This is a genomic window from Rhodovulum sp. MB263 (genome assembly GCF_002073975.1).
Lineage (GTDB): Bacteria > Pseudomonadota > Alphaproteobacteria > Rhodobacterales > Rhodobacteraceae > Rhodovulum.
On record NZ_CP020384.1, the window covers coordinates 3,190,025 to 3,216,250 of the forward strand.

The following is a 26,226-nucleotide window of genomic DNA, read 5'->3' on the forward strand; positions in this document are numbered from 1 at the left end:
TCCCATGCTGACCCTGAGACCCACTATCCCCGGAACGCGCCGCCTTGCGACCGCGCTTCTGGCCGGGGGGGCGCTGCTGGCCCCCGCAGCCTCCTTCGCCGACACCACGGTGACCGCCGTCATGCATTCGTCGCTGCGCGTGCTCGATCCGGTGATCACCACCGCGCATATCACCCGCGACCACGCCTACATGATCTATGACGTGCTGACCGCGGTGGACGAGAATTTCCAGCCGCAGCCGCAGATGGCCGACTGGACCGTGTCGGACGACAAGCTGACCTATACATTCACGCTGCGCGACGGGCTGAAATTCCATGACGGCGCGCCCGTCACCGCCGACGATGTAGTGGCCTCGCTGGAACGCTGGGGCAAGCGCGATTCCGGCGGGCAGATGATCTTCGACGTCACTGCCAGCCTGACGGCCGCCGACGACAAGACCATCGTCTGGACGCTGGCCTCGCCCTTCCCGCCGCTTCTGAACGTCATCTCCAAGCAATCGGCGCTGCCGCCCTTCATCATGCCCGCGCGCATCGCCGCCACCTCGCCCGACGAGACGATCACCGAATATGTCGGCTCGGGCCCCTTCGTCTTCAACACCGACGCCTACGAGCCCGGCGTCTCGGCCACCTATGACAAGTTCGAGGATTACGTGCCGCGCGACGAGCCGCCCTCGTGGATGGCGGGCGGCAAGGTCGTCAATGTCGATCATGTGGTCTGGACCACGATGCCCGACAACCTGACCGCCATCAACGCGCTGGCCAATGGCGAGATCGACTATATCGAGCAGATCCAGATCGACCTCAAACCGATCCTCGACGCCTCGCCCGGCGTCACCGTCGAGATGCGGGACCCGCTGGGATATGTGACCATCGGCCGGCCGAACTTCCTGCACCCTCCCTTCGACAACAAGAAGGTGCGCCAGGCCGCGCTGCTGGCGCTGAGCCAGGAGGACGTGCTGGCCACGATGATGGGTTCGCCGGACTATTACACGGTCTGCGGCGCGATCTTCGGCTGCGGCACCCCGCTGGCCGACGAGACGGGCGCCGAACCGATCACCTCGGGCGCCCATCCCGAAGAGGCGCGCGCGCTGCTGGAAGAGGCGGGCTATGACGGCACACCGGTCGTCCTGATGCAGCCCACCGACGTGGTGAGCCTGACCAACCAGCCGGTCGTGGCGGCCCAGGCACTGCGCAATGCGGGCTTCAACGTCGACATGCAGGCGATGGACTGGCAATCCGTGGTGCAGCGCCGCGCCCAGCAGAATGCGCCCGATGAGGGCGGCTGGAACCTGTTCTTCACCAACTGGATGATCCCCGAGATCTCGGACCCGCTGATCAACGTCATGGTCAATGGCCGCGGCGACGATGCCTGGTTCGGCTGGCCCGACGATCCCGAGATCGAGACCCTGCGCAACGATTATGCCCAGGCGCCCGACGATGCCGCGCGCAAGGCCGCAGCCTCGAAGATCCAGGCCCATGTCATGGAGAACGTCAACTACATCCACCTCGGCGAATACGCGATGCCCCAGGCCCGCCGCGATGTCGTCGACAACATGATCCAGTCGCCGGTGCCGGTGTTCTGGAACGTCACCAAGGACGGCGAGTAATCCCGGTGCCGGGGGCGCATCTGCCGCGCCTCCGGCCCCCCTCCCCGCCACTCGCCCTCTCCTGCGCGCTTTTTCCCGCGCCGGAGCCGACCCAACCTCCCGCAAGGAGTGCTGGCCATGTTCGGCTATATCCTGCGACGCGTGCTTGCCACGATCCCCGTGATGATCATCGTCGCGATCTTCGTCTTTCTCCTGCTTCGGCTGACCCCGGGCGACCCGGCCGCGATCCTCGCGGGAGATGCCGCCACCCCGGCCCAGCTTGAACGCATCCGCGACCGGCTCGGTCTGAACGACCCTCTCTATGTCCAGTTCCTCACCTGGGCGGGCCAGACCCTGCGCGGCGATTTCGGAACCTCGCTGATCTCGAACACCCCTGTTTCGGGCATGATCGCAAGCCGGCTCGGCCCCACCATCAACATCGCGGTGATGACCATCGTGATCTCGGTCCTGCTGGCCGTGCCGATGGGCGTGATCGCCGCCTGGCGCCACCGGACCTGGGTCGATTTCCTTGTGATGTCCTTTTCGGTTCTGGGCTTTTCGGTGCCGGTCTTCGTGATCGGCTATATCCTGATCCATATCTTCGCGATCGACCTGCGCTGGGTGCCGGTGCAGGGCTACAAGCCGCTCTCGGACGGGCTCGGCCCCTTCTTCGTACGCGCGATCCTGCCCTCGCTGACCCTGGCCACGATCTATGTGGCGCTGATCGCGCGGATGACCCGCGCCTCGATGCTGGAAGTGCTGGGCGAGGACTATATCCGCACCGCCCGCGCCAAGGGCGTGCGCGAGAATGTCGTGCTGTTCCGCCATGCCCTGAGAAACGCCGCTGTCCCGATCTTGACGATCATCGGGACCGGCTTTGCGCTTCTGATCTCGGGCGTGGTGGTGACCGAGAGCGTGTTCAACATCCCCGGCATCGGGCGGCTGACCGTCGATGCGATCCTCGCGCGCGACTATCCGGTGATCCAGGCCATGATCCTGCTGACCGCCGGGATCTATGTCTTCGTGAACCTGCTCGTCGACATTTCCTATTCCCTCTTCGACCCCAGGATCCGGTACTGACATGGCCAAGGACATCTCCTCCCGCCCAAGCGCCTTCCATGTGCTGACGGGCCTTTTCTCGCTGCCCGCGGGCGCCCGCATCGGTCCCGGCCCGATGATCGCCGCGGCGCTCCTGCTGGCCATCGTGCTGGCCTCGATCTGCGCGCCGCTCTACGTCCCCTACGACCCGCTCGACATGAATTCGCTGGCCCGGCTGAAACCTCCTTCGGATGCGCATCTCCTGGGCACCGACCAGTATGGCCGCGACATCTTCAGCCGGGTGATGACCGGCGGGCGGGTGTCGCTTCTGATCGGGGTCGGCGCGGCCTGCGTCAGCGTGCTGACCGGCCTTCTGATCGGGCTTGTCGCGGGCTTCTTCCGCTCTGCCGACGGCATCATCATGCGGATCATGGACAGCCTGATGGCGATCCCCGCGATCCTTCTGGCCATCGCGCTGGTGGCGCTGAACGGCCCGAGCCTCGGGTCCGTCATCATAGCGATCACCGTCCCCGAAGTGCCACGCGTGGTGCGGCTGGTGCGCTCGGTCGTGCTCGGCGCCCGCGAGGAGCCCTATGTCGAGGCCGCGATCGCGCTGGGCTCGTCGATGCCCAGGATCCTGATACAGCACCTGATGCCCAACACGCTGGCGCCCCTGATCGTGCAGGGCACCTATATCTGCGCCTCGGCGATCCTGATCGAGGCGATCCTCAGCTTCCTCGGCGCGGGCGTCTCGACCGAGATCCCGACCTGGGGCAACATCATGGCCGAGGGGCGCACCTTCTTCCAGATCAAGCCCGGCATGATCTTCTGGCCCGGCCTGCTGCTGTCCATGTGCATCCTCGCGATCAACCTTCTGGGCGACACCGCGCGCGATCTTCTCGATCCGCGCCTGAAAAAACGGGAGGGCTGAGATGGAATTCAAGTCCAGGGATTTCTCGGAGGCCCCGCGGGTGCTGAAGATCCGCGGCCTCAAGGTCGGCCTGACCGGGCGCCCCGACGCCAGGCCCGTGCTGAACGGCATCGATCTCGACATCCGCGCTGGCGAGACCCATTGCCTTGTGGGCGAAAGCGGGTCGGGCAAGTCGGTCACCTCGCTCGCGACCATGGGACTGCTGCCCAAGGGCGCGCTGGAGCTGCAAGGCGGCTCGATCGATCTCGAGGGGTTCGAGATCACCCAGGCCTCGGCCTCGCAGATGCGCGAGCTGCGGGCGATGCGGCTTTCGATGATCTTTCAGGAGCCGATGACGGCCCTGAATCCGGTGCTGCGGGTCGGCGCGCAGATCGAGGAAGTGCTGAACATGCACACCGATCTGTCGGCGGCCGAGGCCAGGCAGCGCACGCTCGACATCATGGATCAGGTGCATCTGCCCGATGTCGAGCGGATCTATCAGTCCTTCCCGCATCAGCTCTCGGGCGGGCAGCGGCAGCGGATCATGATCGCCATGGCGCTGGTGCTGGACCCGCATCTGCTGATCGCGGACGAACCGACCACGGCGCTTGACGTCACGACCCAGCAGCAGATCCTCAAGCTGATCGCCGAGTTGCAGGAGCGCAAGGGCACGGCGCTTCTGTTCATCACCCATGACATGGGCGTCGTGGCCGAGATCGCCGATACCGTCAGCGTCATGCAGAACGGCCGCATCGTCGAACGCGCGCCCATCCGCGAGCTGCTGACCAACCCACGGGAAGACTACACCCGCAAGCTTCTGAACGCGGTACCGAACCTCGCTCCGCGCCCGGCCCGGCCCGCCAGTGCCGAACCCGACGTGCTGAAGGTCGAGGCGCTGGAGATGACCTATGGCGGGGGCGGCAAGCTCTTTCGCGGCGCGGCCGGCGTCAAGGCGGCGACCGATGTCAGTTTCGGCATCGGCCCGGGCCGGACGCTGGGCATCGTCGGCGAAAGCGGGTCGGGCAAGTCGACCGTCGCGCGCTGCATCATGCGCCTGATAGACCCGACGGGCGGTCAGGTCCATGTCGCGGGGTCCGAGATCTCGCGGCTGAGCCGCCGCGCGCTGCGCCCCCACCGCAAGCATCTGCAGATCGTCTTCCAGGACCCCTACCGGTCGCTGAACCCGCGCTGGAGCGTGGCCCGGAGCCTCTGCGAGGGCCCGGTCAATTACGGCACGCCCCGTACCGAGGCGCTGAAGCAGGCCGCCGAGCTGATGGAGCTGGTCGGACTGCCGCGCGACGCGCTCGACCGCTATCCGCACCAGTTCTCGGGCGGGCAGCGCCAGCGCATCGCCATTGCCCGCGCGGTGGCGATGAAACCCGATCTGCTGGTCGCCGACGAGGCCGTCTCGGCGCTCGATGTCAGCGTGCAGGCGCAGGTGCTGGAGCTTCTGGACGATGTCCAGCAACGCTTCGGCATCGCCATGCTGTTCATCACCCACGATCTTCGGGTCGCCGCGCAGATCTGCGACGAGGTGCTGGTGATGCAGAAGGGCCGCGTGGTCGAACACGGGCCCGCAGCCAATGTCCTGTCCGATCCGCACCACGCCTATACCCGCAGCCTGATCGAGGCAGCGCCAGGGCGGCATTGGGATTTTGCCAATTTCCGGGCGCTCGAGACCGCCCCCGGCACGAAAGGAGAGACCGCATGACCGTCCTGCCGAAGATCCAGGATTTCGCCGCCGAGCTGACGGCGATCTTCCAGGATTTCCACACCCATCCCGAGCTTGGCTTCGAGGAGACCCGCACCGCGGGCATCGTCGCCGACAAGCTGCGCAGCGTCGGCGTCGACGAGGTGCATGAGGGCATCGGCGGCACCGGCGTCGTCGGGCTGATCAAGGGCAAGGGCGGCGGCAACCGCCGGGTGGGGCTGCGCGCCGACATGGACGCGCTGCCCATCGTCGAGGCCTCGGGGCTGCCCTATGCCTCGCGGAATGCCGGGCGGATGCATGCCTGCGGCCATGACGGCCATACGACGATGCTGCTGGGGGCGGCGCGCTATCTGGCCGAGACCCGCGATTTCGACGGCACCGTCGTTCTGATCTTCCAGCCCGCCGAGGAGGGTCTGGGGGGCGCGCGCCGGATGATCGCCGAGGGACTGTTCGAGCGCTTTCCCTGCGACGAGATCTACGGCATGCACAATGACCCGAACGCCGAGCCGGGCACGGTCACCGTCACGCCCGGCCCCGCGATGGCCGGGGCCAGCTTCTTCGACATCACGGTCAGGGGCACCGGCAGCCATGCCGCCATGCCGCACCAGTCGAAGGATCCGATCGTGATCGGCACCGCCCTGGTCCAGCAGCTGCAGAGCGTGGTCAGCCGCAACACCCCGCCGACGAAGCCGGTGGTGATCTCGGTCACCACCTTCAATGCCGGATCGGCCTATAACGTCGTGCCCGACACCGCCGTGATCACCGGCACCATCCGCTACTTCCACGACGAGGTGGCCGAGATGGCGCATGAGCGGATCCGTGCGCTCTGCGCCGGGCTCGGCGCGGCCTATGGTGTCGAGATCGGCGTCGAGCTGCGCAATGTCTTCGACGTGCTGATGAACGATCCCGATCTGTCCGACGCCTATGTCGCCGCGGCAGCAGATGTCGTGGGCGCGGGCATGGCGACCCTGACGGATGACCAGATGACCGGCTCGGAGGATTTCGCCGACATGCTGAAAGTCGTGCCCGGCGCCTATTGCCGGGTCGGCCATGCGGGGTCGGTTCCGCTGCACAATCCGGCCTTCGTGCTGGACGATGCGATCCTGCCCGTGGGGGCCTCGGTCTATGCGCGCATCGTCGAAACCCGGATGGCGCCCGCAGGCTAGACACAAGGCCCGTTTCCCTTCCCGGCGGGGCCACACCCCCTGCCGCCTTCCCAACGGCCCCTGCTCCGGGCGCCGAACAAAGAGGTATTGCCCAATGACCAATCCGCTCTCCCTGCCCTTCGATACCGGCGAGATGCTGGCCGGCCTGAAGCCCTGGATCGAGACCGAAAGCCCGACCTTCGACGCGGCGGCGGTCAACCGGATGATGGATCTGGTCCAGCACGAGCTTGCGGCGCTGGGCGCGCGGGTCGAGCGCATCCCGGGACGGATGGGGCTTGGCGACAGCGTGCGCGCGACGATGCCCCACCCGCGCGCGGGCGAGGGCGGGATCCTGCTCCTGGGCCACATGGACACCGTCCACCCCATCGGCACGCTCGAAAAGCTTCCGTTCCGGGTCGAGGGAGACGTCTGCTACGGCCCCGGGCTGATGGACATGAAGGGCGGCAACTACGTCTATCTGGACGCGCTGCGCAAGCTGCTGGCCGCGGGCGTCGAGACGCCGCTGCCGGTCACGGTCCTGTTCACCCCCGACGAGGAAATCGGCACCCCCTCGACCCGCGAGCTGATCGAGGCCGAGGCCCGGCGCCACAAGTTCATCCTCGTGCCCGAACCCGCGCGTCCCGATGGCGGCGCGGTGATCGGCCGCTATGCCATCGCGCGCTTCAACCTTCAGACCCGCGGCAAGCCCAGCCATGCGGGCTGGCAGCTGTCCGAAGGCCGCTCGGCGATTGCCGCGATGGCGCGGAAGGTGGCCGAGATCGAGAACATGACGACCGATGACTGCACCTTCTCGCTGGGGGTCTTCCGCGCCGGCCAGTGGGTCAACTGCGTCTCCTCGGTCTGCGATGCCGAGGTGCTGACCATGGCCAAGACCCAGGAGCTGCTGGACGAGGGCGTGGCCAGGATGATGGCGCTCAACTCCGACACGGGCGAGGTGGTGATGGAGGTCCGACGCGGCGTGACGCGGCCGGTCTGGGAGGCCGACCAGCCCGGCACCATGGCGATGCTGGCGCTGGCGCAGGAGATCGCGGGCGAGATCGGGTTCGAGATCACCGGGGCCTCGGCGGGCGGCGGCTCGGACGGCAACTTCACCGGCGCGCTCGGCATTCCGACGCTCGATTCCATCGGGGTCTGCGGCAAGGATCTGCATACGCTGAACGAGCACATCCTGCTCGACAGCCTTGTCGAGCGGGCGAAGCTTGCCGCAGCCCTCTACTGCCGGCTCGGCGCCTGATGTCAGAGGCCCTGTCGCGGACGATGGAGATCCGCAAGCATGTGGTCGAAACCGACCGCGGCGTGGTCGCGGCACAGCACCGCCAGGCGGCCGAGGCGGGCGCCGAGGCGCTGCGCGCGGGCGGCGACGCGGTGGATGCCGCCGTCGCCTGCAGCTTCGTGCTGGGGGTGCTGGAGCCCTGGATGTCCGGCCCCGCCGGGGGCGGCGCGGCGCTGCACTGGCGCGCCGATACCGGCCGTGCGCATGCGCTGAATTTCGGCATGCGCGCACCTGCCGCCCTGCGCATCGAGGATTTCCCGCTTTCGGGCGAGGGCATCGCGGGCGATCTCTTTCCCTGGGACCGGGTGGTCGAGGATCGCAACGTGCTGGGCGCCAGGGCGGTCGCGGTTCCGGCCCTTGTCGACGGGCTCGAGGCCGCGCATGGCCGCTGGGGCCGGCTGCCCTGGGCCGAGCTTGTCGCCCCGGCCATTGCAGAGGCGCGGCGCGGTCTGGCCATCGACTGGTACGCCGCCCTCATCATCGCCAGCGCCACCCGCGATCTGGCCCGCGACCCGGACGCGGCGGCGCTGTTCCTGACCGACGGCCAGTGGCCCAGGAGCTTTTCCTGGGCCGCAGGCTCTGACGACCGGCTGGATCAGTCGCGCATGGCCGACAGCCTCGACATTCTCGCGCGGGAAGGGGCGAAGGCCCTGCATGGCGGCGATCTCGGCGCGGCACTGGCGCGGGACGTGCAGGACAAGGGCGGCTATCTCGGCCTGGACGATCTGGCCCGCAACCGCGCCCGGTTCGAGACCCCGCTGGCGGTGCGCTATCGCGACGCGCTCTTCCATGTCATGCCGGGGCTGACCGCGGGCCCGACCTTCGCCCGCGCGATGGAGGGTCTGGCAGGCGAGACCCTGCCCGACCCCGACGAGGCCTGTCCCGCCTATGCCCGGGCACTGATCGCCGCCTATCGCGACCGGCTGAGCGGGATGGGGGCCGATGGCGAGATCTCGGCCGCCCCCGGCTCGACGACGCATTTTTCCGTCGTCGACCGCGCGGGCAACATGGTGGCGCATACACAGACGCTGCTGTCGCTGTTCGGCGCGCGCGTGGTCTCGCCCGCGACCGGCTTCCTGCTGAACAACGGCATCATGTGGTTCGACCCGGTGCAGGGGCGCCCGAACTCGCTGGGCCCGGACAGACCCTGCCTGATGAATGTCTGCCCCGCGCTCGGCCATGCGGGCGGCCGCCGCTTCGCGCTGGGCGCGGCGGGCGGGCGCAAGATCGTCGGCGCGGTGACCCAGCTTGCCTCCTTCCTCACCGATTTCGGGATGGATCTCGAGACCGCCTTCGCCCGGCCCCGGATCGACGTCTCCGGACCCGACCAGATCGTCGCCGATGACCGCCTTCCGGGCCCGACCTGCGATGCGCTCGGGGCAGTCGCGCCCGTCACCGTCACCCGCAAATCGATCCTGCCCTACCCCTTCGCCTGCCCCTCCGGCGTCCTGCAGGAAGGCGCGATGCGGTCGGGAATGACCGACCCCACGAACGCCTGGGGCGATGCCGTTGCCGAGCCGGGCTGAACGGCCCTCAATAAAGGGAGACTGACATGTCCGATGCCACCGACCCCGCCGATCTGGGCGCCATCGAGGCCCGCCGCCTGATCGGTCGCGGCAAGCTGTCCGCAGAAGAGCTGGCGCAGGCCTGCATCGCCCGGATCGAGGCCCTCGATCCGGCGGTGAACGCGGTCGTCGCCCGCGATTTCGACGGGCTGCTCGCGGGTGCCCGGCAGGCCGATGCCGAGCGCGCGGGCGGACGGCCGCTGGGCGCGCTGCACGGGCTGCCGGTGGCGATCAAGGACATGAACGATGTCGCGGGCCTGCCCACGACCTACGGTTCCCAGATCTTCCGCGACAACAATCCGGCCGCGGATGATGCGCTGGTCGCCGGGCTGCGCGGCGCAGGCGCACTGCCCTTCTGCAAGACCAACGTGCCGGAATGGAGCGCGGGCGCCAATACGCGCAACCGTGTCTACGGCACCACCGCGAACCCGCATGATCTGACGCGCAATTGCGGGGGATCCTCGGGCGGCTCGGCGGTGGCGCTGGCCTGCGGGTTTGCGCCGCTGGCCTCGGGCTCGGATCTGGGCGGATCGCTGCGCACCCCCGCAGCCTATTGCGGTGTCGTGGGTTTCCGCCCGGGCTTTGGCGTCGTTCCCGGCCCCGACCGGGCCACGGCACTGCTGCCGCAACCGACCGCCGGGCCGATGGCGCGCAGCGTCGCCGATTGCGCCCTGATGCTGTCGGCCCTCGCGCGTCCCGATGCCCGCGATCTGTTCACGACGGTGATTGCGGGACGCACGCCCTGGGAGGCAGCCGATTTCGCGCGCCTGCCCCGCCGCGACCTGTCCTCGCTGCGCGTCGCCGTGACCGAGGATTTCGGCTTCGCCCCGGTTTCGGCAGCCACCCGGCAGACATTCCGCCGCGTTCTGGCCCCGCTTCTGCCCTTCCTCGGGACCTGCGAGGAGGCAACGCCCGATTGCACCGGCGCCGACCGCATCTTCTCGGTCCTGCGGGCGGTCATGTTCCAGGCCACGCATGCGCGGTTCGTGGACGAGACGCCCGATCTCGTGGGCGCGCTGGTGGCCGAGAATGTGCGCGAGGGCCGCGGCTACAGCGCGGCGGACGTGGCACAGGCTCTGGTGAGCCAGGGCGCCTATGCGCGCCGATGGCAGAGCTTCTTCGACGATGTCGACATCCTGATTTCGCCCGCGGTGACGGTGCAGCCGCGCGATTGGCACGAGGCCTATCCGGCCGAGATCGACGCTCAGCCGATGCAGAGCTACTATCACTGGCTCGCTCTGGCCTATGCGGCCACCATTCCGGGACATCCGGCGATCATCCTGCCCTGCGGGCGGGACGAGGATGGACTGCCTTTCGGGGTACAGCTGGTCGGGCGGCGGCATGGCGATCTGGGCTTGCTTGCGATGGCCGCGGAACTCGAGGCGGTGATCGCGGGCACGCCCGATCTCGCGCCACGCGGGCCCGATCTCGCGGCCCTGTCGGCCGCCCCGCCCCTTCGCACGGCGCCGGGTTTTCTCGACGTGCCTTAGGTCTGGCGGGGGAACACCCCGATATCGGGGAGGGAAGCGTCGAGAGGGAAGGAGAATTTCCCCGGCAGGATGACCGCGGGGGTTCCGATCACGAAGACCTGTTTCGCCGAGGCCCGGATCATGGGGCTGCTGCACCAGGTGGAAAGCAGCGGTCCTGCTGCCGATCAGTGCCGCGAAGATGGCATGCCAGGCGCCATGCTGTGCATGTGCCGGGCGAAGGACGGCATGGACGCGAGCCTCACGGCCAGATGAAGGCGATCCTCCTCGCCCCGATCCGCAAGAACGGCCGGCCATGGAAGAACGCAGGCCCTGCCACCCGGGGCCAGAGACGCGCCCCTGCACGCCCCCCGACACTTTGCCCGAACGCTCCAGGCAATGGACGGAAGGCCGCGCCCCCAGCCCGAGCGAGGCCGACATGCGGTGCCTCAAGGTCTTCGGCGAAGGCATCATGGCACGAGTTCCTGACCTGTCCAGTTGCGTTTCCTTCCGTGCCAATTCGGGAAAGGAGAGCCCCGGCGAGCGCCCCCCTGGAGACCGCATTCCATGGTTCGCTCTGTTCAGGGTTTTGCCCTCTGCTGACCGCTGGCGATATTCCCAAGGGGGTGAGCCCATCGCGGCTGGTGTGGAGGCAATGATGAGGGGTGCAGCCGTAGCGCCAGGCCGCGATCAGCCCTCGGGCATGGTCGTCCCGTGAAGGTGCCATCGGTTCGAGCCCAGTGGACGACGGTTGGCGAACAGGTGCTCATTCATGCACTCATCGCGCAGGCGGCTGTTGAAGTTCTCGACAAAGCCGTACCGCATGGGCCTGCCCGAGGCGATGTCGTGCCATTCCACCTTGCGGTCTTCCTGTCGGCGCAGGATGGCAGTCGATGCCAGGTCCGTACCATCGCCAATGGTGCTCGAAGCGGCGACGTATCCACCGGCAACTCGCTGATCCCCCTGCAGGCATATGCGGGAGCAGCGGGCGAACCGATTGCAAGGCCTCTGCGGCGACGCATACATGACGGGCACGCCCTTGGACCATAACCCGTTATTCTTGATTTCCATCAGTTCGCCAGGCACCTTTCGCTCATCGCTGCCACGCATCTGGAGGATCGGACACCAGTCCGGAAGACCGTTTTCCCGAAGACCGGCCGCGACCGCGTCATCCCGACCTCGGTCAGGCAGGAAGCCCCGCCCCTCATGCCCCATTGTTCGGGCATATGAAACGCGCAGCGAAGGCCTGCTTACGGGCTCTGGCCCGAGGGCGACCCGGACATCGCGGCCCGGATTGGCCGACATGAACATCGCGACGCCCGGACCGGACGCCGCGATGGAAAGCGAATTCAGCGCGCGGAAAAGGATACAGGGCCTGCGCGCGGGGGCTCAGAACGCCATCCGCAGACCGATGCCGAATTCGCGCGGCTCGGCGATTTCCGCCGCGTCGTTCGTGCTGACCGACAGCTCGGCGCGGTTGTCGAAGACGTTATTGACATAGGCGAAATACTCGACCCCGTCGCGCGGGCGGTAGCTCAGGCGCATATTGGCCAGCGCAAAGCCGTCGACCTCGGTATCGGGCTCATTGGTATCGCTGCTGTAATAGCCGTCGACATAGCGCATGTCGCCCTGAAGCGTCACATCCCGCGTGATGTCCCAGGCCGCGCCAAGACCGACCGAATAGCCCGGTGCGCGCGCGAATTCATTGCCTTCGTATTTGGTGCCGTCATGATCGGTGAACTCGGTCACCTCGGTCTGCAACGCCCCGATATCGCCCGACAGCCGCAGCGTCGGAGTCGCCTGATAATCGGCGCTCAGCTCGAAGCCATAGGCATGGGCGCGCTCGCCATTCACGATCATAGAGCCCTGCGTCACGCTGCAATCGGCATTCAGGCAGTTGGTCACCGAGCGCTGGATATCCTTGTATCTGGTGTAAAACAGGTTGGCCGACAGATCGAGCGCACCGTCCAGCGCGGTGCCCCGCAGGAAGAGCTCGGAATTCCAGGCCGTCTCGGGATCGAACTCGTAATAGTCTCCACCGCGGAAATTGGTACCCGAACCGCCGGGCAGATAGCCCTTGCTGACCGTGGCGCCCAGCGTCCAGTCGGAATTGAGATCATGCGAAAGCGTCAGCGCCGGCAGGATTTCGGTAAAGGTCTCGTCATAATCGAGCCTGTCTGTGACATAGCTCGTGGTGCCCGCGATCTCGATCCTGTCCTGTTGCAGGCGCAGCCCGCCGGTCAGCGCCCAGTCGGAGGCAAAGCGCCAGGTCGCCTCGCCGAACAGCGCAAGGCTGCGGGTCCGGTAGGACAGATCGGCGCTGCCCAACGGGACCCCCTCATAGCTGTTGGCGAAATCCGCATCGGCATCCTCATCGGAGAAATAGACCCCCAGAACACCGCTCCAGATATCCTCGCCCTGGCCCAGGGTCAGCTTCAGCTCGTTGCTGAGTGTTGCGGAATCGCGCGCGGCGGTGCCGGAATAGGGGGCGGCAAAGGTAAAATCATAGTCGGCTTCGGAATACTGAAGCTGGTTCGACAGCCGGATCCCGTTGTCGAAGTCGTACTGGGTATCCAGAACCACCCCGTCCGAGATCACATCCATGTAATCCTGGTAATCGCCCGCATTCTCGAGCTCATGATAAGGCCTGGTCACCCGCTCGTTGCTGGGACGGTGCAGATCGGTATGCGAATAGGTCAGCTTGACCCGCAGCCCCGGCATATCCGCCGGTTCCCACAAAAGCTTCAGGCGGCCGTTCAGCGAGGCGAAATCATAGTCGAAATCCGGTTCGGTGAAATCCGGGTTGGTGTAATCGACGAAGGTGTCGCGACCGGTGTAATCCAGCGCAAGCCGCGCCGCGAAATCCGGGCTGAGCGGACCGGAGGCCGCGAAGGACAGCCTGCGCTTGTTCCGGCTGCCATAGACCGCCTGAGCGGAATATTCCGGCTCGAAGGTCGGGTCCCTGGTGGTCACCACCACCGCGCCGGCGATCGCGTTCGCGCCTTGAGAGGTCGTCTGCGGCCCGCGGAACACCTCGATCGATTCGACATCCCAGGTCGTGCCGCCGCCGGCGCCCAGCTCGACCGACGAGACATAGCGCCCGTCGATGCTCATCGTCGCGCGGGGCAGCGGCTTGGCCAGATAGGCATTGCCGCCGACCAGCGGGCCGTCGCTGTCGACGCCCCGGATGATGGGCGCGCTGGTGGTGCCGGGAATGAACACGTTCGGCGTGTCGGCGATGACCTCGTTGACCGTTCCCGCGGCGGCCTTCTCCTCGATCTCTTCCTCGCCCAGAACGGTGACCGAGCTGGCGGTATCCTTCAGAGACCGCTCGGCGATAGTCCCGCGGATGATGATGTCCCCGAGGTAATAGCCGGTCTCAAGGCCCTCCTGGGCAAGCGCCGCCCTCGGGCCAATGCAGACCGGAGCGACAAGCGCGCTGGCCATGAGCGCCGCGCGGCTGGAAAGGCGTATTTGCATCATGTTCGTTCCGAATGTTGACTGTTCTTTGGGATTTCGGGTCTCTCCGGGACACACAAAGCCAGCCTGGCGCGCGGCCGGATGCGCCGCGCGACACCTTCCGCCAGATCACGATGTCCGGCACGACCGGGGCAAACCCGCTCCGGCGCCGCGCGGCATCATGCGATATTCGCTGGATTTCCGGCCTGTCGAGAACCCCGTTCACACCCTTTGGCAACCAGAAGCTGGCTATCGGAAGCTGGCTATCGGACGAAGGGAGGCGTCAACGCATCGGTGGCGGGCGCGGCGCCCATGGCTCTCGGGTATTGCAGTCTGACACGCGACCTTCGTCAACCTGCCGGCATGGATGCCCTGCGGCACTGATCCACACACGTCAGATGCGCCCTAGATGCCGCGTGACATCCGGCCTGTCAATTAGTTTGTCTATATAAACTAAAAAGATCTGCCGAGCGGGCTCAGCCGTCCTCGCCGGTCAGCGCAATCGCTCCGGCAATCAGTGCCTTCAGTCCGAACTCGTGCAACGGCTCGATACTCTCGCCCTCCGGCGCCTCCGAGCGGGACGTATCGGCAATGGCGCAGCAATGATAGGCAACGGTAAAGACCAGCTGGCTGGACTGCGCCACCGTCAGACCGAAGCGCCGCGCCACCTGCGCCTGATGCTCCTGCGTGTGCTGCAGCATCGTATCTGTGATCAGGTCGCGGCGCAGAAGATAGGGCGCAATCCCCGCATGCCGGTGCACCAGCCGCCATAGGCTGAGGCTGAAGCGGTGCAGATAGGCCCCGAGATCGACGTCCTCTTCGGGGTCCGGCAGGGGCCAGCGCAGAAAGGCCTCCTCGGCAACTAGGCTGCGCAGCTCCTCGAGGCCGCCGACACGCTTGTAGAGCGCCATCTGCGTGACCCCCAGAGCCGCTGCAACGCCGACCACGGAGAGCTGCGCCAGCCCCAGGGCGATGCCGGCATCTGCAACCCGCTCGCGGGTAATGGTCCGCGGGCGGCCCCGGCCGGATCTGGGTTTGGGCTCGGTCATCGCGGCACCTCCATTCAGCAGCCAGGCGCGATCACCCGGACGCTAACGCCTGAGCGGCCGGCTGACAAACAGCGCGCCCATATCCGAGCGTTTCGCTTGGTCTTTCTTGCGCATTTAGTTTAGCAGACCTATAGAAAATCTGCACGCCCCCTGCCCGGCGCGCCCATCGAATGACTGCCTGGTGACATGAAAACACAATCCAATGGCCCCGCCGAGCCCTCCGCCCCGCCGATCACCCGCCTCCTGGCGCCGATTCGCACGAGGCTGCACCTGGCCGCCGCACTGGCTGGCGCGGGACAGATCCTGACGCTCGTGCCGCTGGCCGGGATCGCCCTGATCGGGCGCCAGACGCTTGGCCTGCCCGACGCTGCGGAAACGCTGCCGGTGCTGAGCGTCGCGACGATCTGCGTCGCAGCGCTCGTGGCCGGATTGTCGCTGCTCACACTGGCGGAATACCTGGCCCATCTCGCGGACAATTCCCTGACCGACACGCTGCGCACCCGCCTGACCGGGCGCCTCACGCAGGTTCCGCTGGGCTGGTTCACCTCGCGCAGCTCGGGCAGCGTCAAGCGGGCGCTGCAGGACGACATGAACACGCTGCACGAGCTGACGGCGCATTATTTCACCACGCGGGCGCGCTGCTTCGCCGCCATCGCCGCCGCCGCCCTGTTCCTTGCCCTTGTCGACTGGCGCATGGCGATCATCAGCCTCGCGCCCTTTCCGCTCTATTACCTCATCTTCGGCGCCACCCGCAGATCCATCGGTCCGGACCGCATGGAAAGCTATGTCTCGGCGCTGACCGCGATCGGCGACGCGGTGGGCGAATTCGGCCGGGCGATGCCGGTCCTGCGCACCTTCGGCAAGACCGGCGAGGCGCATGAGGCCTATTCGGATGCCGTGCACCGGTTCCTGGACGCGTTCCTGCGCTTCACGAAACCGCTGGTCGCCCCGCTTGCGACCGCCAACGCGCTGATCACGCCGGTCACCGTGGTCGCCATCGTGCTCGCCGCCGGCGCGCTCTTCATCGGTGCCGGATGGATGGCCCCTACCGATCTTCTTCCCTTCCTGCTGATCGCGCCGGGGGTCTCGGCGCCGCTTCTGCTGCTGGGCTTCATGGCGCATGGGCTGGCCCATGCCACCTCCGCCGCCGACCGGATCGACGCGGTCCTGAACACCCCGACCCTGCCCGTTCGGGCCCCTGGCGAGGGCGTCACGCCCGAGGGAAACCGGCTGCGCTTCGAGGCGGTCGGATATGCCTATGAGGACGGGACCGAGACCCTTTCGGGCATAGATCTCGCGCTGGAGCCCGGCACGATGACCGCCATTGTCGGCGCCTCGGGCGCGGGAAAATCCACCATCGCCCGGCTGGCGCTGCGGTTCTTCGATCCCACCGAGGGGCGGATCACCCTGGGCGGGGCCGATCTGCGCGACATCGCCCCGGCAGAGCTGTACCGGCGCGTGGGCTTCGTGTTGCAGGATGTGCAGCTGGTCCATGCCAGCCTGCATGACAACATCGCCCTGGGCCGCCCCGATGCGACCCGCGAAGAGGTGACGGCCGCGGCAAGGGCGGCCCAGATCCATGACCGCATCCTGGCGCTGCCGCAGGGCTATGACAGCATCGTCGGGCGCGACATCGTGCTTTCGGGCGGCGAGGCACAACGTGTCAGCATCGCCCGCGCACTGCTGCTCGACCCGCCGCTTCTGGTGCTCGACGAGGTGACCTCGGCGATGGATGCCGAAGGCGAGCTGGCGCTTCAGAAGGCGCTGGCAGAACTGGCGCAGGGGCGCACGCTGCTGGTCATCGCGCACCGGCTGGACACCGTCACCGGAGCCGACCGCATCGTGCTGCTGCAGGATGGCCGCATCGCGGAAACCGGGACCCATGAGGCGCTTCTGGCGCGAAACGGGCGCTATGCCGCGCTCTGGGCGCAAAGCGGATCCCAACTGCCGGCCCCGACCCAAGCTCCGGAGATCGCCCGATGATGCGCATGTTCCTGAATTTGCTGGGCGACGATGTGAGGATCTTTCGCCGCTACGCCGCGATGGCGCTGGTCTCGGGCGCGCTGAACGCACTTGCCATCGCGCTGACCGTTCCGGTTCTGCTGCATCTGCTGCGCGGCGATGTGGCGGCCGCGCTTCCCTGGCTGGCCGCGCTGCTGGCGGGCGCACTGGCCTGCCTGGTCCTGCGCCGGCGGGTCGAACAGGCAGGCATCAAGGTCGGGATCGCGGTGCTCGAAGGCGTCCGCCTGCGGCTTGGCAACCACGTCGCGCGGCTGCCCATGGGCTGGTTCGACAGCGCAGCGACCGGCCGGCTGAACCACGCGCTGACCCAGGGGGTGATGGAGGTGGCGCAGCTGCCCGCCCATGTCTTCACACCGGTCCTGACCGGGCTGGTGCTGCCCCCGGGCCTTGCGCTGGTGCTATTGTGGCTCGAGCCGCAAATCGGTCTGGTCGCGCTGGCGGCGCTTCCCGTCATGGTCGCCATCTCGGCGCTTGCCGCGCGGCTGGGGCGCGAGGCCGATCGCGGCTATCACGCGGCCGCCGCCCGCACCGGCGCCCGCGCGGTGGAATTCGCCCGCACCCAGGCCGTGCTGCGCGCCTTCAGCGGCGACGGCGCCAGCGCGCGGTTTCTCATGGACGCCTTCGCCGGGCAGAGGCAGGCCGTCCGGCGGCTGATCCGCCTGTCGACCGCCTCGGTCGTGCTGAACGGCTGGGCGCTGCAGGCGGTCTTCGCGGCCATGCTCCTCGTCGCGCTTCGCCTGCTCGACGCCGATCTGCCGCCCGCGCAGGGACTGACGCTGGTCGTGGCGCTGATCCTTGCGCAACGCTTCATCGAACCGATGACCGAGCTGGCAGGATATGGCGAGGCGCTGCGCGGCGCGCGCAACCACCTTGCCGCACTGACCGAGATCGCCGAGGCCCGTCCCCTGCCCCAAGCAGATCATCCCCAGCCCCCCCGCGACAGTTCGGTCTCGCTGGAGGATGTGACCTTTCGCTATGCGCCCGACACCGCGCCGGTGCTGGAGGGCCTGTCGCTCCGGGTCGCGCCAGGCAGCATGACCGCGCTCGTCGGAGCCTCCGGATCGGGCAAGAGCACCGTGGTCCGGCTGGTTGCCCGCTTCTTCGACGTCGAGCGCGGCCGCGTCTTGATCGGCGGTATCGATGTGCGCGACATGTCCGAAGAGGTCCTGTCCGCGCAGATCAGCCAAATCTTCCAGGACACCTATCTGCTCGAGGGCACGATCGCAGAGAACATCCGCATGGGCCGGCCCGACGCCCGCGCGGAAGAGATCGCCGAGGCGGCACGGCTCGCCGGGGTCGACGAGATCGCCCGGCGCCTGCCGCAAGGGCTCGACAGCGCGACCGGCGAGGGCGGCGTGCGGCTCTCGGGCGGAGAACGCCAGCGCATCGCCATCGCGCGCGCCCTGCTCAAGGACGCCCCGATCCTGCTGGTCGACGAGGCGACCGCGGCGCTCGATGCGGAGAACCGCGCGCTCGTGACCGGGACGCTTGCCCGGCTGCGCGGCAAGCGGACGCTGATCGTGATCGCGCATCAGCTTTCCACGATCCGCATGGCCGATCAGATCGCCGTGCTGGAGGCCGGGCGGATCGTCGAACAGGGACCGCCCGAGGCGCTGGCGCAGCGCGGCGGGCCCTATGCCCGGCTTCTCCGGCTGCGCGAGGCCGCGCAAGCCTGGCGCATGCCAACCCCGGATAAGCGCACGCCGTGATGCGCCTTTCCCCTGCCAAACCGTCTTTGGCCCTGCGCGCGGCCCTGCCTGCCGCCTTCGCCGCGCTCAGCATCGTCTCGCTGCTGATCGGGGCGAAGGATATCGGGATCGGCTGGATTTTCGATCCGTCGCCCGAGGCCCTGCTGGTCCTGACCGCCAGCCGCCTGCCCCGGCTGATCGCGCTTGTGCTGACCGGCATGGGACTGGCGGTCAGCGGCGTGATCCTGCAGCAGATCCTGCGCAACCGCTTTGCCGAACCCGCCACCACCGGCGGCCTGGAGGCGGCCAAGCTTGGCATCCTGGTGGCGCTGACGCTGCTTCCGGCCGCAGCACCGCTTCTGCGCATGGGGGTCGCGATGCTGTTTTGCCTCGCCGCCAACCTGATCTTCGTCGCGATCCTGCAACGCATCCGCTTTCGCGATGCCGTGCTGGTGCCGGTGATCGGGCTGATGTTCGGCGCTGTGCTGGGCGCTCTGGCCGAGTTCTACGCCTTCAGCCGCAATATCCTGCAAAGCATGCAGGGCTGGATGCTGGGGGATTTCTCGCGCGTCGTGCAGGGCCATTACGAGATGATCTACCTGATCCTGCCGGTGGTCGCGCTGACCTATGTCTTTGCCCGCCGCTTCACCGTGCTGGCCATGGGGCAGGACATGGCCGAGAGCCTCGGGCTGGGCTATCGCGGCATGGTCGCCCTGGGCCTGACGCTGGTTTCCGCCACGGTCGCAGCCACGGTGGTCACCGTCGGCGCCGTGCCCTTCGTCGGGCTGGTCGTGCCCAATCTGGTCACGCTCTGGCGCGGCGACAATCTCCGGCAGACGCTGCCCACGGTGGCCCTGACCGGCGGCTGCCTGCTGCTGCTCTGCGATATCCTGGGCCGGATCGTGATCTACCCCTATGAGGTGCCGCTCGGGCTGACCGTCGGCGCCATCGGGGGCGCCATCTTCCTGATCCTGATCCTGCGACGGCCAGCATGAGGCAGGGCCTTGTCCTCGGGGCGCTGGCCGCCCTGGCGCTGCTCTATCTCGGCTGGGGCACGGGCTTTGCCCCGGGCTTCCTGCTGAGCCGGCGCCTGATCCGGCTAGGCGCGATGGCGGTCGGCGGCACCGGCATCGCACTGGCCTCGATCCTGTTCCAGACCGTCGCCCGCAACCGCATCCTGACGCCCGCCATCATGGGCTACGAGGCGGCCTATCTGCTGCTCCAGGCGCTGCTGATCCTGGTGCTCGGCACGGCCAGCCTGCGGCTCCTGGGCGATCTCGGCAACATGGCCCTGTCGCTGGCGCTCATGATGGGCTGGTCGCTGGCGCTGCATGGCCTGCTGTTCCGGGACGAGCGCAACAGCATGCACCGGATGCTTCTGATCGGGCTGGTACTCACGCTCACGCTGAGCAGCATCACCCAGTTCGTCCAGCTGCAGATCAGTCCCGGCGAATTCGCGGTGCTGCAAAGCTTCGCGCTGATCTCGCTCGACGGGATTTCCCCGAACCGGCTTGCCATCTCCGCCGTCGCGGTCGTCGCGGCCGGGGCCATCGCCCTGCGCCGCGCCGCGATCTGGGATGTCATGGCGCTGGGGCGGGATCAGGCGCTGTCGCTCGGCCTCGATCACCCGCGCGAGGTCCGGCTCTGCCTGGCGCTGATCGCCGTCTTCGCCGCCGCGACCACAAGCCTGATCGGTCCCTCCGCCTTCATGGGCATCTTCATCGCCAATATCGCCTATGCGCTGACCGGCGGCTTTCGCCATCGCCGGACCCTGCCCGCGGGCTGCCTCGTCGCGGTCGCCATGCTGCTGATCGCCGAGCTGACGGTGCAGCATCTGTTCCGCTTCGGCACCACGATCGGCATCCTGATCAACCTGATCTGCGGCGGATATTTCCTGTTCCTCATCCTGCGACGCGCCGGGAGACCCGCATGATCACCGTGACCGACCTGTCGAAAGCCTATGGCGACAAGCCCGTCCTGAGCGGCGTCACCGCTGGAATCCCGCGCGGTCGGCTGACCTCGCTGATCGGGCCGAACGCCGCCGGCAAGAGCACGCTGCTGATGCTGATGGCCCGGCTTCTGCGCCCGAGCGGCGGAGAAATTGCGCTTGCCGGAACCCCGGTCGGCGGGATCGCCCCCCACATCTATGCCCGCAAGGTCGCGACACTCCGCCAGGCACCCGGGCTCGACCTCAGGCTCAGCGTCGAGGAGCTGGTGGCCTTCGGGCGGTTTCCCTACAGCCGGGGCCGGCTGAGCCGGGAGGATCGCGCGGCGATCGACCGGGCGCTGGCCTTCCTGTCGCTCGACGAGTTGCGGCACCGGAACATCGACGAGCTCAGCGGCGGGCAGCGGCAACTGGCCTATCTCGCGATGACCATCGCACAGGAAACCGAATGCCTGCTGCTCGACGAGCCCCTGAACAATCTCGACATGCATCACGCGGTCGAGATCATGCGCGCGCTGCGCCAGCTCTGCGACGATCTTGGCCGCACCGTCGTGCTGGTCATTCACGACATCAACTTCGCCGCCAATTATTCGGACCATATCCTGGCCCTGAAGAATGGCCGGCTGGCGGGCTGCGGCCCGGTCGCCGAGATCGTGACCGAGGAGCGCCTGCGCGCACTTTACGATCTCGAGTTTCAGGTGCTGCGCAACGGCGACAGCGTGCTGTGCAACTACTTCACCCCCCCCATCAGGAGATGATCATGCCCCTCCCGTCGCTTGCCCGCAGGCTCGGCCTGCCCTCCGCCCTTGCCGCGCTTGTCTTCGGGGCCGCCCTTTCGGCGCAGGCCGACACGGCCACCGCCTTCGCGCCGATGACGCTTGCGCATGATCTGGGCGAGACCGTGCTCGACCACCGGCCCGAACGCGTGGCGGCGCTGGGCATGAACGATCTGGATTTCCTGGACAGGCTGGGCGTGCCGGTCGCGGGGATCCCGAAGGATTTCGTGCCGCATTTCCTGTCCGCCTATGGCCAAGACCCGAAGATCCGCGATCTCGGCTTCATCGTGAAGCCCGATGTCGAACAGATCTACGCGCTGCAACCCGACCTGGTGCTGATGTCGCCGCTGCAGGCCGAGCATTACCGGGAGATCTCGAGCTTCGCCCCCGTGCTCTATTTCGACGTGGACTACCGCGACAGCGCCACCGGACATCTCGAGGCGGTGAAAGATCATTTCCTGACGCTGGGCAAGATCTTCGGCAAGGAGGAGGCCGCCCGCGAAGGCGTTGCCGCACTGGACCGTCAGGTCGCCGAGCTGCGCGACGAGATCTCCGCGCGCCCCGAGAAGGCGCTGATCCTGCTTTACAATAACGGGGCCTTCAGGTCCTTCGGCCAGCGCTCGCGCTACGGCTTCGTGTTCTCCGATCTCGGCGTGACACCGGCCGGAGAGGTATCGGAAACCGAACTGCATGGCCGGCCCGTCACCAGCGAATTCATCGAGGCGGCCGATCCCGACATCCTGTTCATCATCGACCGCACCGCGGTGATGGAACACCGGCCGGTGCTGAGCCGCGACCAGATCGCCAACCCGCTGCTCGAAAGCACCCCCGCCTGGGCAAATGACCGGGTGATCTTCGTCGATCCCGAAGCCTGGTATGTCACCGCCGCCGGTCCGACCTCGCTCTCGATCATCATCGACGATCTGCGCAAGGGCTATCGGCGCCGCTAGACCGTGTCGGGCCACAGCCTGACCCGTTACCCGAAATAGGAGAACCGGGCGCTTCGGCACGCCGTGGGGGCCGCCCCCTTCCGGCCGGCGCCATCGACGCGCCTCCGTCCCCGGCCATCCCCATCTTCGCCTAAGGTTTCAGGTCGCGCGATCCGGGCCTTCCCCGCGGATCGGCGGTGAGTTCCAGCGGCAGGATGGCCCGCCCGGCGGGCTCCGGTTCCACATGGATGGGGTGGGGGCTGGCCACATACTCTGCCTGCCGACAGACGCGGCGAGAAAGCGGTCGCGGCTGCCTCCCCCCGCCAACGGAAGACCGCTGGCGGGCATAAAATCATTCTTTTCCAGCAAATTATGGATCATGACCGGGCTCGCCACTATCCGTGGCGAGCGCCTTTCACTTCAGCGGGACCGGATATGGGTTTCCCAGTGCTCGTGAAGCCTTTCGACATTGCCGCTTGTCAAGATCGGCATCGCGCCCCGCAGCTGATCGTCCGACCACGCCCACCAGCGCAGCTCTAGCAGTCGCGCGATGCTGTCCTCGTCGAACCTCTTCCGGATGATCCGGGCCGGGTTTCCACCGACAATGGCATAGGGCTCGACATCGCGCGTCACCACGGCGCGGGTGCCGATCACCGCCCCGTCGCCGATCGTCACCCCGGGCATGATGATCGCCTCGGACCCGATCCAGACGTCATTGCCGATGACCGTATCGCCCGCAGGCCGGTATCCGTTCTCGGCCCCCTCGAATGCCGGAACCTCCGACATCCAGTAGAAGGGAAAGCTGCTGATCCAGTCGTATCTGTGGCCCTGATTGCCCGCCATGACGAAGGCCGCGCCCGATCCGATCGAGCAGAAGCTGCCGATCACGAGGCGATCGACGCCCTCGTCGGGCAGAAGGTAGCGGGCGCAGTCATCGAAGCTGTGGCCATGATAGTAGCCCGAATAGTAGCTGTAGCGACCGACCAGGATGTTCGGATTGCTGACCTGTTTGTCGAGCGTCACCCCGCGAAAGGGGCTTTCGAAAAAGTTTTGCATTTGCGGTTCTCTGAAAGGGATATGAAGCTTACGCAGAAGCAGCGCAGTCGCGAGAGGCGCTGCGCTGAAGTCCCGAGACAAGGCTCGGGACCCTATTCAGATGGTTCGGTCCGCAGACTTCACGTGGATCCCCTTCAGGATACAGGTCCTGCCAGCTTAGATCGGGGATCCCTGCGCGAAAGTAAACAGGGATTGGGACGCAGCGGCCTGCCCCGGCGCTCATCGTGACAAGGCGGGCCATTGCACGACAACCGCTCCGAGCAGCACCAGCGCCGTTCCGGCCAGGCGCGAGACATCGATGGGGCGCGAGGCCAGTCCGACGCCGCCGACCCAGTCGATCACCAGAGCCGCGACGACCTGACCGGCGATCACGGCGATCATGAAACTCGCCGCCCCCAGCTTCGGCATCAGAAGGATCGCGGCGGTCACATAGGCCGCGCCGGCAATGCCGCCGATCCAGATCCATTTCGGTTGCCCGGCCAGCCCGCCCAGGGTCGGCAGCGGCACGCGCGAGGCCATCAGGATCGGCAGGATGCAAAGCACACTGACCGCAAGCGAGGCCAGTGTCGCCCAGAGCGGATGGCCGAGCGCGCGACCGAGCGCGGCATTGGCGCCGCCCTGAAAGGGAACGGCAGCCCCGGCGAAAGCGGCGAGGAGGATGAGGAGGAATAACGGCATGAGGTCACCTTTCTGATTTTCCCTTCCTCTGCCGCATCACGCGAGGCATTTGAAATTCGATCAGGATGGGCTGATATGCAGCCTATGAATAACTTGCGCAACGTGGATCTGAACCTTCTTGTCGTGCTCGACGCGCTTCTGGCCGAGCGCCACCTGTCGCGCGCGGCAGAACGCCTGAACATGAGCCAGCCCGCCGTCAGCCATGCGCTGGCCCGGCTGCGGATCCTGCTGGAAGACCCCCTGTTTCATCGGCGCAGGCGCGAGATGGAGCCCACGCTTCGCGCTCTCGAGCTGTCGGGGCCGCTGGCAGAGGCGCTGGCCCAGATCCGGACCGTCCTCACGCCGGACGGATTCGACCCGACCGGACGTCATGTCTTCCGGCTGGCAATGTCGGATTTCGGCGCGGGGCTGGTGCTTCCGGGGCTGATGGAGGCTTTGCGCAGGGAAGCGCCGGGCGTCGATCTGGTCGTCACCCAGCAAAGCCGCGAAAGCATGATTAGTGCGGTCGCAGATGGTGAAATCGACATGGCCTTCGGAGTGTTTCCCGAGCTGCCATCGCGCTGCGTCGCGGAACTGCTGTTCGAGGACGACTATGCCTGCCTGCTCGATCCCTCTGCCCAGCCTCGGCCCTATCCTGGCCTGACCGAAACGCTTTATTGGTCCGCGCCCCATGTCCTTGCCGCGGTCCATGGCGAGGCGGCGACAGAGCTCGATCTCCACCTGCGTTCGTACCGCAAGGCCCGGCGGATCGCCCTGGTGCTTCCGCATTGGAGCGTGGCGCCGCAGGTCATTCGCGGCACCGACCTGATCCTCACCGTCGCCCGCCGGTGCCTGGCGGAGGTGGCACCCGGGCTCGAAGTCGCCGCGACGCCCGTCGATCTGCCCACCATCCGCTTCGCCGCGATCCATGCCAGGCGCCGCCGCTCCGATCCCGCATTGCGCTGGCTCATGAGCAAAACGAAACAGGTGCTGAGCGCAAGAGACAGGCCCCTTTCCCGGTAGATGGGCGAGGCGCGTCCCCTCTCTCGCGGCGCCGGTGGCCATGGCCGAGCCGTCCGGGGCCTTCGCAGCGAGGGGCCGGGCAGAATGCCCTCCGCACCGGCTCAGAGATCGTGGATTATCCCCCTGGGCCCTGCCCCTCTCGCCTCGGTCTCGGCAAGAATGGTCGGACGCCCGTAGGCACCACCGGCATTGAACGCTGGCAGGGTTTGAGAAAGGCAGCAGGCCTGCCCGCTTGAAGGCAAAAAGCCCAGGCGAAACTTCAAGGCCTGCCGATCGGCTTTTTTCAGATCGTCGGCACGGGAAGCCACCCGGCAGAAGGAAAGCTATATGTTCCTGGCGATTGTCGAAGCTGGCAATGCACTTTCGTCAAGCGTCACCGGAAGGCCGAAAAGACATCCAACGGGCAATTGCTCCGAAATCTCGCCGCGAGGCTCCGTACTGCGCCAATACCGGCCTTACTGACCAGACAATCGGCACGCCATCGGTCCGGACGACTGCGGCAAGGCCCGTCAACGGCGCACGCGCCGTCAGCAGGACCGACAGGCACTGGCCCATATTTTCGGCAAAGCCTGCAGAGCCCCCGTATCGGGCGGCGGCAAATGCAGAGAGGTCAAAATATTTCATTTAAAAACAAAGTTCAAGGCGGCTTCGCGACCGATGCCCCCGTCGAGAGCTTGCCCCCTGGGGCCACAGCAGCCGCGCCCCTGAATCCCCTTATATCACGCGCGCAGACCTGCAACCTCGCGTCGATTCGCGGATCATCGCCCGCAACGACGCTGACGGCTGACGGGCCTCGAGCGATTCGAATTCACCTGTAAAATCCGAGCGAAAGAGCAGGACGGATACAACTCCACTCAACCCCATCGCACGTATAGTTGAAACGCTGGGACCAAATGCCCCAGACCTCA

The 26,226-nt window shown here is 67.1% G+C and carries 22 protein-coding genes; 16 read left to right on the forward strand and 6 right to left on the reverse strand.

The genetic code is table 11. The annotated features are described in order from the left end of the window. The first annotated feature begins 4 nt into the window (after positions 1–4). From B5V46_RS14840 to B5V46_RS14880, 9 genes are all read left to right on the forward strand, one after another. Entirely contained in the window at positions 5–1,606 is a 1,602-nt protein-coding gene (locus tag B5V46_RS14840) for an ABC transporter substrate-binding protein (protein WP_080617315.1), read from the forward strand. 117 nt (positions 1,607–1,723) lie between these two features. After that, positions 1,724–2,665, forward strand: a complete 942-nt coding sequence (locus B5V46_RS14845) for an ABC transporter permease (RefSeq protein WP_080617316.1) — start codon at positions 1,724–1,726, stop codon at positions 2,663–2,665. A gap of 1 nt (position 2,666) precedes the next feature. Further along, positions 2,667–3,554, forward strand: a complete 888-nt coding sequence (locus B5V46_RS14850; protein WP_080617317.1) for an ABC transporter permease — start codon at positions 2,667–2,669, stop codon at positions 3,552–3,554. Between the two features lies 1 nt (position 3,555). After that, positions 3,556–5,244, forward strand: coding sequence for an ABC transporter ATP-binding protein (locus B5V46_RS14855; protein WP_080617318.1), 1,689 nt, complete (start codon positions 3,556–3,558; stop codon positions 5,242–5,244). Beyond that, complete coding sequence (locus B5V46_RS14860) at positions 5,241–6,410, forward strand: M20 aminoacylase family protein (protein WP_080617319.1); 1,170 nt, start codon at positions 5,241–5,243, stop codon at positions 6,408–6,410. Before B5V46_RS14855 ends, B5V46_RS14860 begins: the two co-directional genes overlap by 4 nt. 94 nt (positions 6,411–6,504) lie before the next feature. Continuing rightward, entirely contained in the window at positions 6,505–7,644 is a 1,140-nt protein-coding gene (locus tag B5V46_RS14865) for a M20/M25/M40 family metallo-hydrolase (RefSeq protein ID WP_080617320.1), read from the forward strand. Then, the gene (locus B5V46_RS14870) at positions 7,644–9,209 is read left to right on the forward strand and encodes a gamma-glutamyltransferase (RefSeq protein WP_080617321.1); all 1,566 of its coding nucleotides are present in this window, start codon (positions 7,644–7,646) and stop codon (positions 9,207–9,209) included. Before B5V46_RS14865 ends, B5V46_RS14870 begins: the two co-directional genes overlap by 1 nt. A gap of 26 nt (positions 9,210–9,235) precedes the next feature. Next, on the forward strand, positions 9,236–10,738 hold the full coding sequence (locus B5V46_RS14875) for an amidase (protein ID WP_080617322.1): 1,503 nt from the start codon (positions 9,236–9,238) through the stop codon (positions 10,736–10,738). Positions 10,739–10,807: 69 nt separating this feature from the next. Beyond that, positions 10,808–10,990 (forward strand): hypothetical protein, encoded by a 183-nt coding sequence (locus B5V46_RS14880; RefSeq protein WP_080617323.1) that lies wholly within the window; start codon positions 10,808–10,810, stop codon positions 10,988–10,990. A gap of 414 nt (positions 10,991–11,404) precedes the next feature. Here B5V46_RS14880 and B5V46_RS20895 read toward each other — a convergent pair whose 3' ends face one another. The 3 genes from B5V46_RS20895 to B5V46_RS14895 form a co-directional block, all read right to left on the reverse strand. Further along, positions 11,405–11,824: an integrase core domain-containing protein gene (locus B5V46_RS20895; protein WP_196774261.1), complete on the reverse strand. Its 420-nt coding sequence runs from the start codon at positions 11,822–11,824 to the stop codon at positions 11,405–11,407. Positions 11,825–12,103: 279 nt separating this feature from the next. Further along, positions 12,104–14,197 (reverse strand): TonB-dependent receptor, encoded by a 2,094-nt coding sequence (locus B5V46_RS14890; protein WP_080617325.1) that lies wholly within the window; start codon positions 14,195–14,197, stop codon positions 12,104–12,106. A gap of 452 nt (positions 14,198–14,649) precedes the next feature. Next, positions 14,650–15,222 carry a TetR/AcrR family transcriptional regulator gene (locus tag B5V46_RS14895; RefSeq protein ID WP_080617326.1) on the reverse strand — a complete coding sequence of 191 codons (573 nt, stop codon included), beginning with the start codon at positions 15,220–15,222 and terminating at the stop codon, positions 14,650–14,652. Positions 15,223–15,408: 186 nt separating this feature from the next. On the opposite strand from B5V46_RS14895, the gene B5V46_RS14900 reads away from it, so the two are divergent. From B5V46_RS14900 to B5V46_RS14925, 6 genes are read left to right on the forward strand one after another with little or no spacing between them, the layout of a single operon-like run. Further along, positions 15,409–17,205 (forward strand): ABC transporter ATP-binding protein, encoded by a 1,797-nt coding sequence (locus tag B5V46_RS14900; protein ID WP_080617327.1) that lies wholly within the window; start codon positions 15,409–15,411, stop codon positions 17,203–17,205. Further along, positions 17,202–18,953 (forward strand): ABC transporter ATP-binding protein, encoded by a 1,752-nt coding sequence (locus B5V46_RS14905; RefSeq protein WP_080617328.1) that lies wholly within the window; start codon positions 17,202–17,204, stop codon positions 18,951–18,953. The genes B5V46_RS14900 and B5V46_RS14905 overlap by 4 nt, the downstream gene beginning before the upstream one ends. Beyond that, complete coding sequence (locus B5V46_RS14910) at positions 18,953–19,927, forward strand: ABC transporter permease (RefSeq protein WP_080617329.1); 975 nt, start codon at positions 18,953–18,955, stop codon at positions 19,925–19,927. The genes B5V46_RS14905 and B5V46_RS14910 overlap by 1 nt, the downstream gene beginning before the upstream one ends. After that, positions 19,924–20,865: an iron chelate uptake ABC transporter family permease subunit gene (locus tag B5V46_RS14915; RefSeq protein ID WP_080617330.1), complete on the forward strand. Its 942-nt coding sequence runs from the start codon at positions 19,924–19,926 to the stop codon at positions 20,863–20,865. The genes B5V46_RS14910 and B5V46_RS14915 overlap by 4 nt, the downstream gene beginning before the upstream one ends. Further along, positions 20,862–21,635 (forward strand): ABC transporter ATP-binding protein, encoded by a 774-nt coding sequence (locus tag B5V46_RS14920; protein WP_080617331.1) that lies wholly within the window; start codon positions 20,862–20,864, stop codon positions 21,633–21,635. The genes B5V46_RS14915 and B5V46_RS14920 overlap by 4 nt, the downstream gene beginning before the upstream one ends. 2 nt (positions 21,636–21,637) lie before the next feature. After that, entirely contained in the window at positions 21,638–22,603 is a 966-nt protein-coding gene (locus B5V46_RS14925) for a siderophore ABC transporter substrate-binding protein (RefSeq protein ID WP_196774262.1), read from the forward strand. A 399-nt stretch (positions 22,604–23,002) separates the two neighbouring features. On the opposite strand, the gene catB is transcribed toward B5V46_RS14925, so the two are convergent. Both catB and B5V46_RS14935 read right to left on the reverse strand, forming a co-directional pair. After that, on the reverse strand, positions 23,003–23,638 hold the full coding sequence (gene catB / locus B5V46_RS14930) for a type B chloramphenicol O-acetyltransferase (RefSeq protein ID WP_080617333.1): 636 nt from the start codon (positions 23,636–23,638) through the stop codon (positions 23,003–23,005). 219 nt (positions 23,639–23,857) lie between these two features. Next, positions 23,858–24,316 (reverse strand): DMT family transporter, encoded by a 459-nt coding sequence (locus B5V46_RS14935; RefSeq protein WP_080617334.1) that lies wholly within the window; start codon positions 24,314–24,316, stop codon positions 23,858–23,860. An 84-nt stretch (positions 24,317–24,400) separates the two neighbouring features. Here B5V46_RS14935 and B5V46_RS14940 point away from each other — a divergent pair, with 84 nt between their 5' ends. After that, positions 24,401–25,318 carry a LysR family transcriptional regulator gene (locus B5V46_RS14940; protein WP_080617335.1) on the forward strand — a complete coding sequence of 306 codons (918 nt, stop codon included), beginning with the start codon at positions 24,401–24,403 and terminating at the stop codon, positions 25,316–25,318. A gap of 366 nt (positions 25,319–25,684) precedes the next feature. On the opposite strand, the gene B5V46_RS19895 is transcribed toward B5V46_RS14940, so the two are convergent. Next, positions 25,685–25,942, reverse strand: coding sequence for a hypothetical protein (locus B5V46_RS19895; RefSeq protein WP_155774082.1), 258 nt, complete (start codon positions 25,940–25,942; stop codon positions 25,685–25,687). Positions 25,943–26,226 lie beyond the last annotated feature (284 nt).

Coding starts and splice junctions, on each gene's coding strand:
- B5V46_RS14845 (WP_080617316.1), top strand. CDS start 1,724: ATGTTCGGCTATATCCTGCGACGCGTGCTTGCCACGATCCCCGTGATG.
- B5V46_RS14860 (WP_080617319.1), top strand. CDS start 5,241: ATGACCGTCCTGCCGAAGATCCAGGATTTCGCCGCCGAGCTGACGGCG.
- catB (WP_080617333.1), bottom strand. CDS start 23,638: ATGCAAAACTTTTTCGAAAGCCCCTTTCGCGGGGTGACGCTCGACAAA.
- B5V46_RS14895 (WP_080617326.1), bottom strand. CDS start 15,222: ATGACCGAGCCCAAACCCAGATCCGGCCGGGGCCGCCCGCGGACCATT.
- B5V46_RS14850 (WP_080617317.1), top strand. CDS start 2,667: ATGGCCAAGGACATCTCCTCCCGCCCAAGCGCCTTCCATGTGCTGACG.
- B5V46_RS14905 (WP_080617328.1), top strand. CDS start 17,202: ATGATGCGCATGTTCCTGAATTTGCTGGGCGACGATGTGAGGATCTTT.
- B5V46_RS14880 (WP_080617323.1), top strand. CDS start 10,808: ATGACCGCGGGGGTTCCGATCACGAAGACCTGTTTCGCCGAGGCCCGG.
- B5V46_RS14900 (WP_080617327.1), top strand. CDS start 15,409: ATGAAAACACAATCCAATGGCCCCGCCGAGCCCTCCGCCCCGCCGATC.
- B5V46_RS14890 (WP_080617325.1), bottom strand. CDS start 14,197: ATGATGCAAATACGCCTTTCCAGCCGCGCGGCGCTCATGGCCAGCGCG.
- B5V46_RS14935 (WP_080617334.1), bottom strand. CDS start 24,316: ATGCCGTTATTCCTCCTCATCCTCCTCGCCGCTTTCGCCGGGGCTGCC.
- B5V46_RS19895 (WP_155774082.1), bottom strand. CDS start 25,942: ATGAAATATTTTGACCTCTCTGCATTTGCCGCCGCCCGATACGGGGGC.
- B5V46_RS20895 (WP_196774261.1), bottom strand. CDS start 11,824: ATGCGTGGCAGCGATGAGCGAAAGGTGCCTGGCGAACTGATGGAAATC.
- B5V46_RS14865 (WP_080617320.1), top strand. CDS start 6,505: ATGACCAATCCGCTCTCCCTGCCCTTCGATACCGGCGAGATGCTGGCC.
- B5V46_RS14940 (WP_080617335.1), top strand. CDS start 24,401: ATGAATAACTTGCGCAACGTGGATCTGAACCTTCTTGTCGTGCTCGAC.
- B5V46_RS14870 (WP_080617321.1), top strand. CDS start 7,644: ATGTCAGAGGCCCTGTCGCGGACGATGGAGATCCGCAAGCATGTGGTC.
- B5V46_RS14920 (WP_080617331.1), top strand. CDS start 20,862: ATGATCACCGTGACCGACCTGTCGAAAGCCTATGGCGACAAGCCCGTC.
- B5V46_RS14910 (WP_080617329.1), top strand. CDS start 18,953: ATGCGCCTTTCCCCTGCCAAACCGTCTTTGGCCCTGCGCGCGGCCCTG.
- B5V46_RS14915 (WP_080617330.1), top strand. CDS start 19,924: ATGAGGCAGGGCCTTGTCCTCGGGGCGCTGGCCGCCCTGGCGCTGCTC.
- B5V46_RS14875 (WP_080617322.1), top strand. CDS start 9,236: ATGTCCGATGCCACCGACCCCGCCGATCTGGGCGCCATCGAGGCCCGC.
- B5V46_RS14925 (WP_196774262.1), top strand. CDS start 21,638: ATGCCCCTCCCGTCGCTTGCCCGCAGGCTCGGCCTGCCCTCCGCCCTT.
- B5V46_RS14840 (WP_080617315.1), top strand. CDS start 5: ATGCTGACCCTGAGACCCACTATCCCCGGAACGCGCCGCCTTGCGACC.
- B5V46_RS14855 (WP_080617318.1), top strand. CDS start 3,556: ATGGAATTCAAGTCCAGGGATTTCTCGGAGGCCCCGCGGGTGCTGAAG.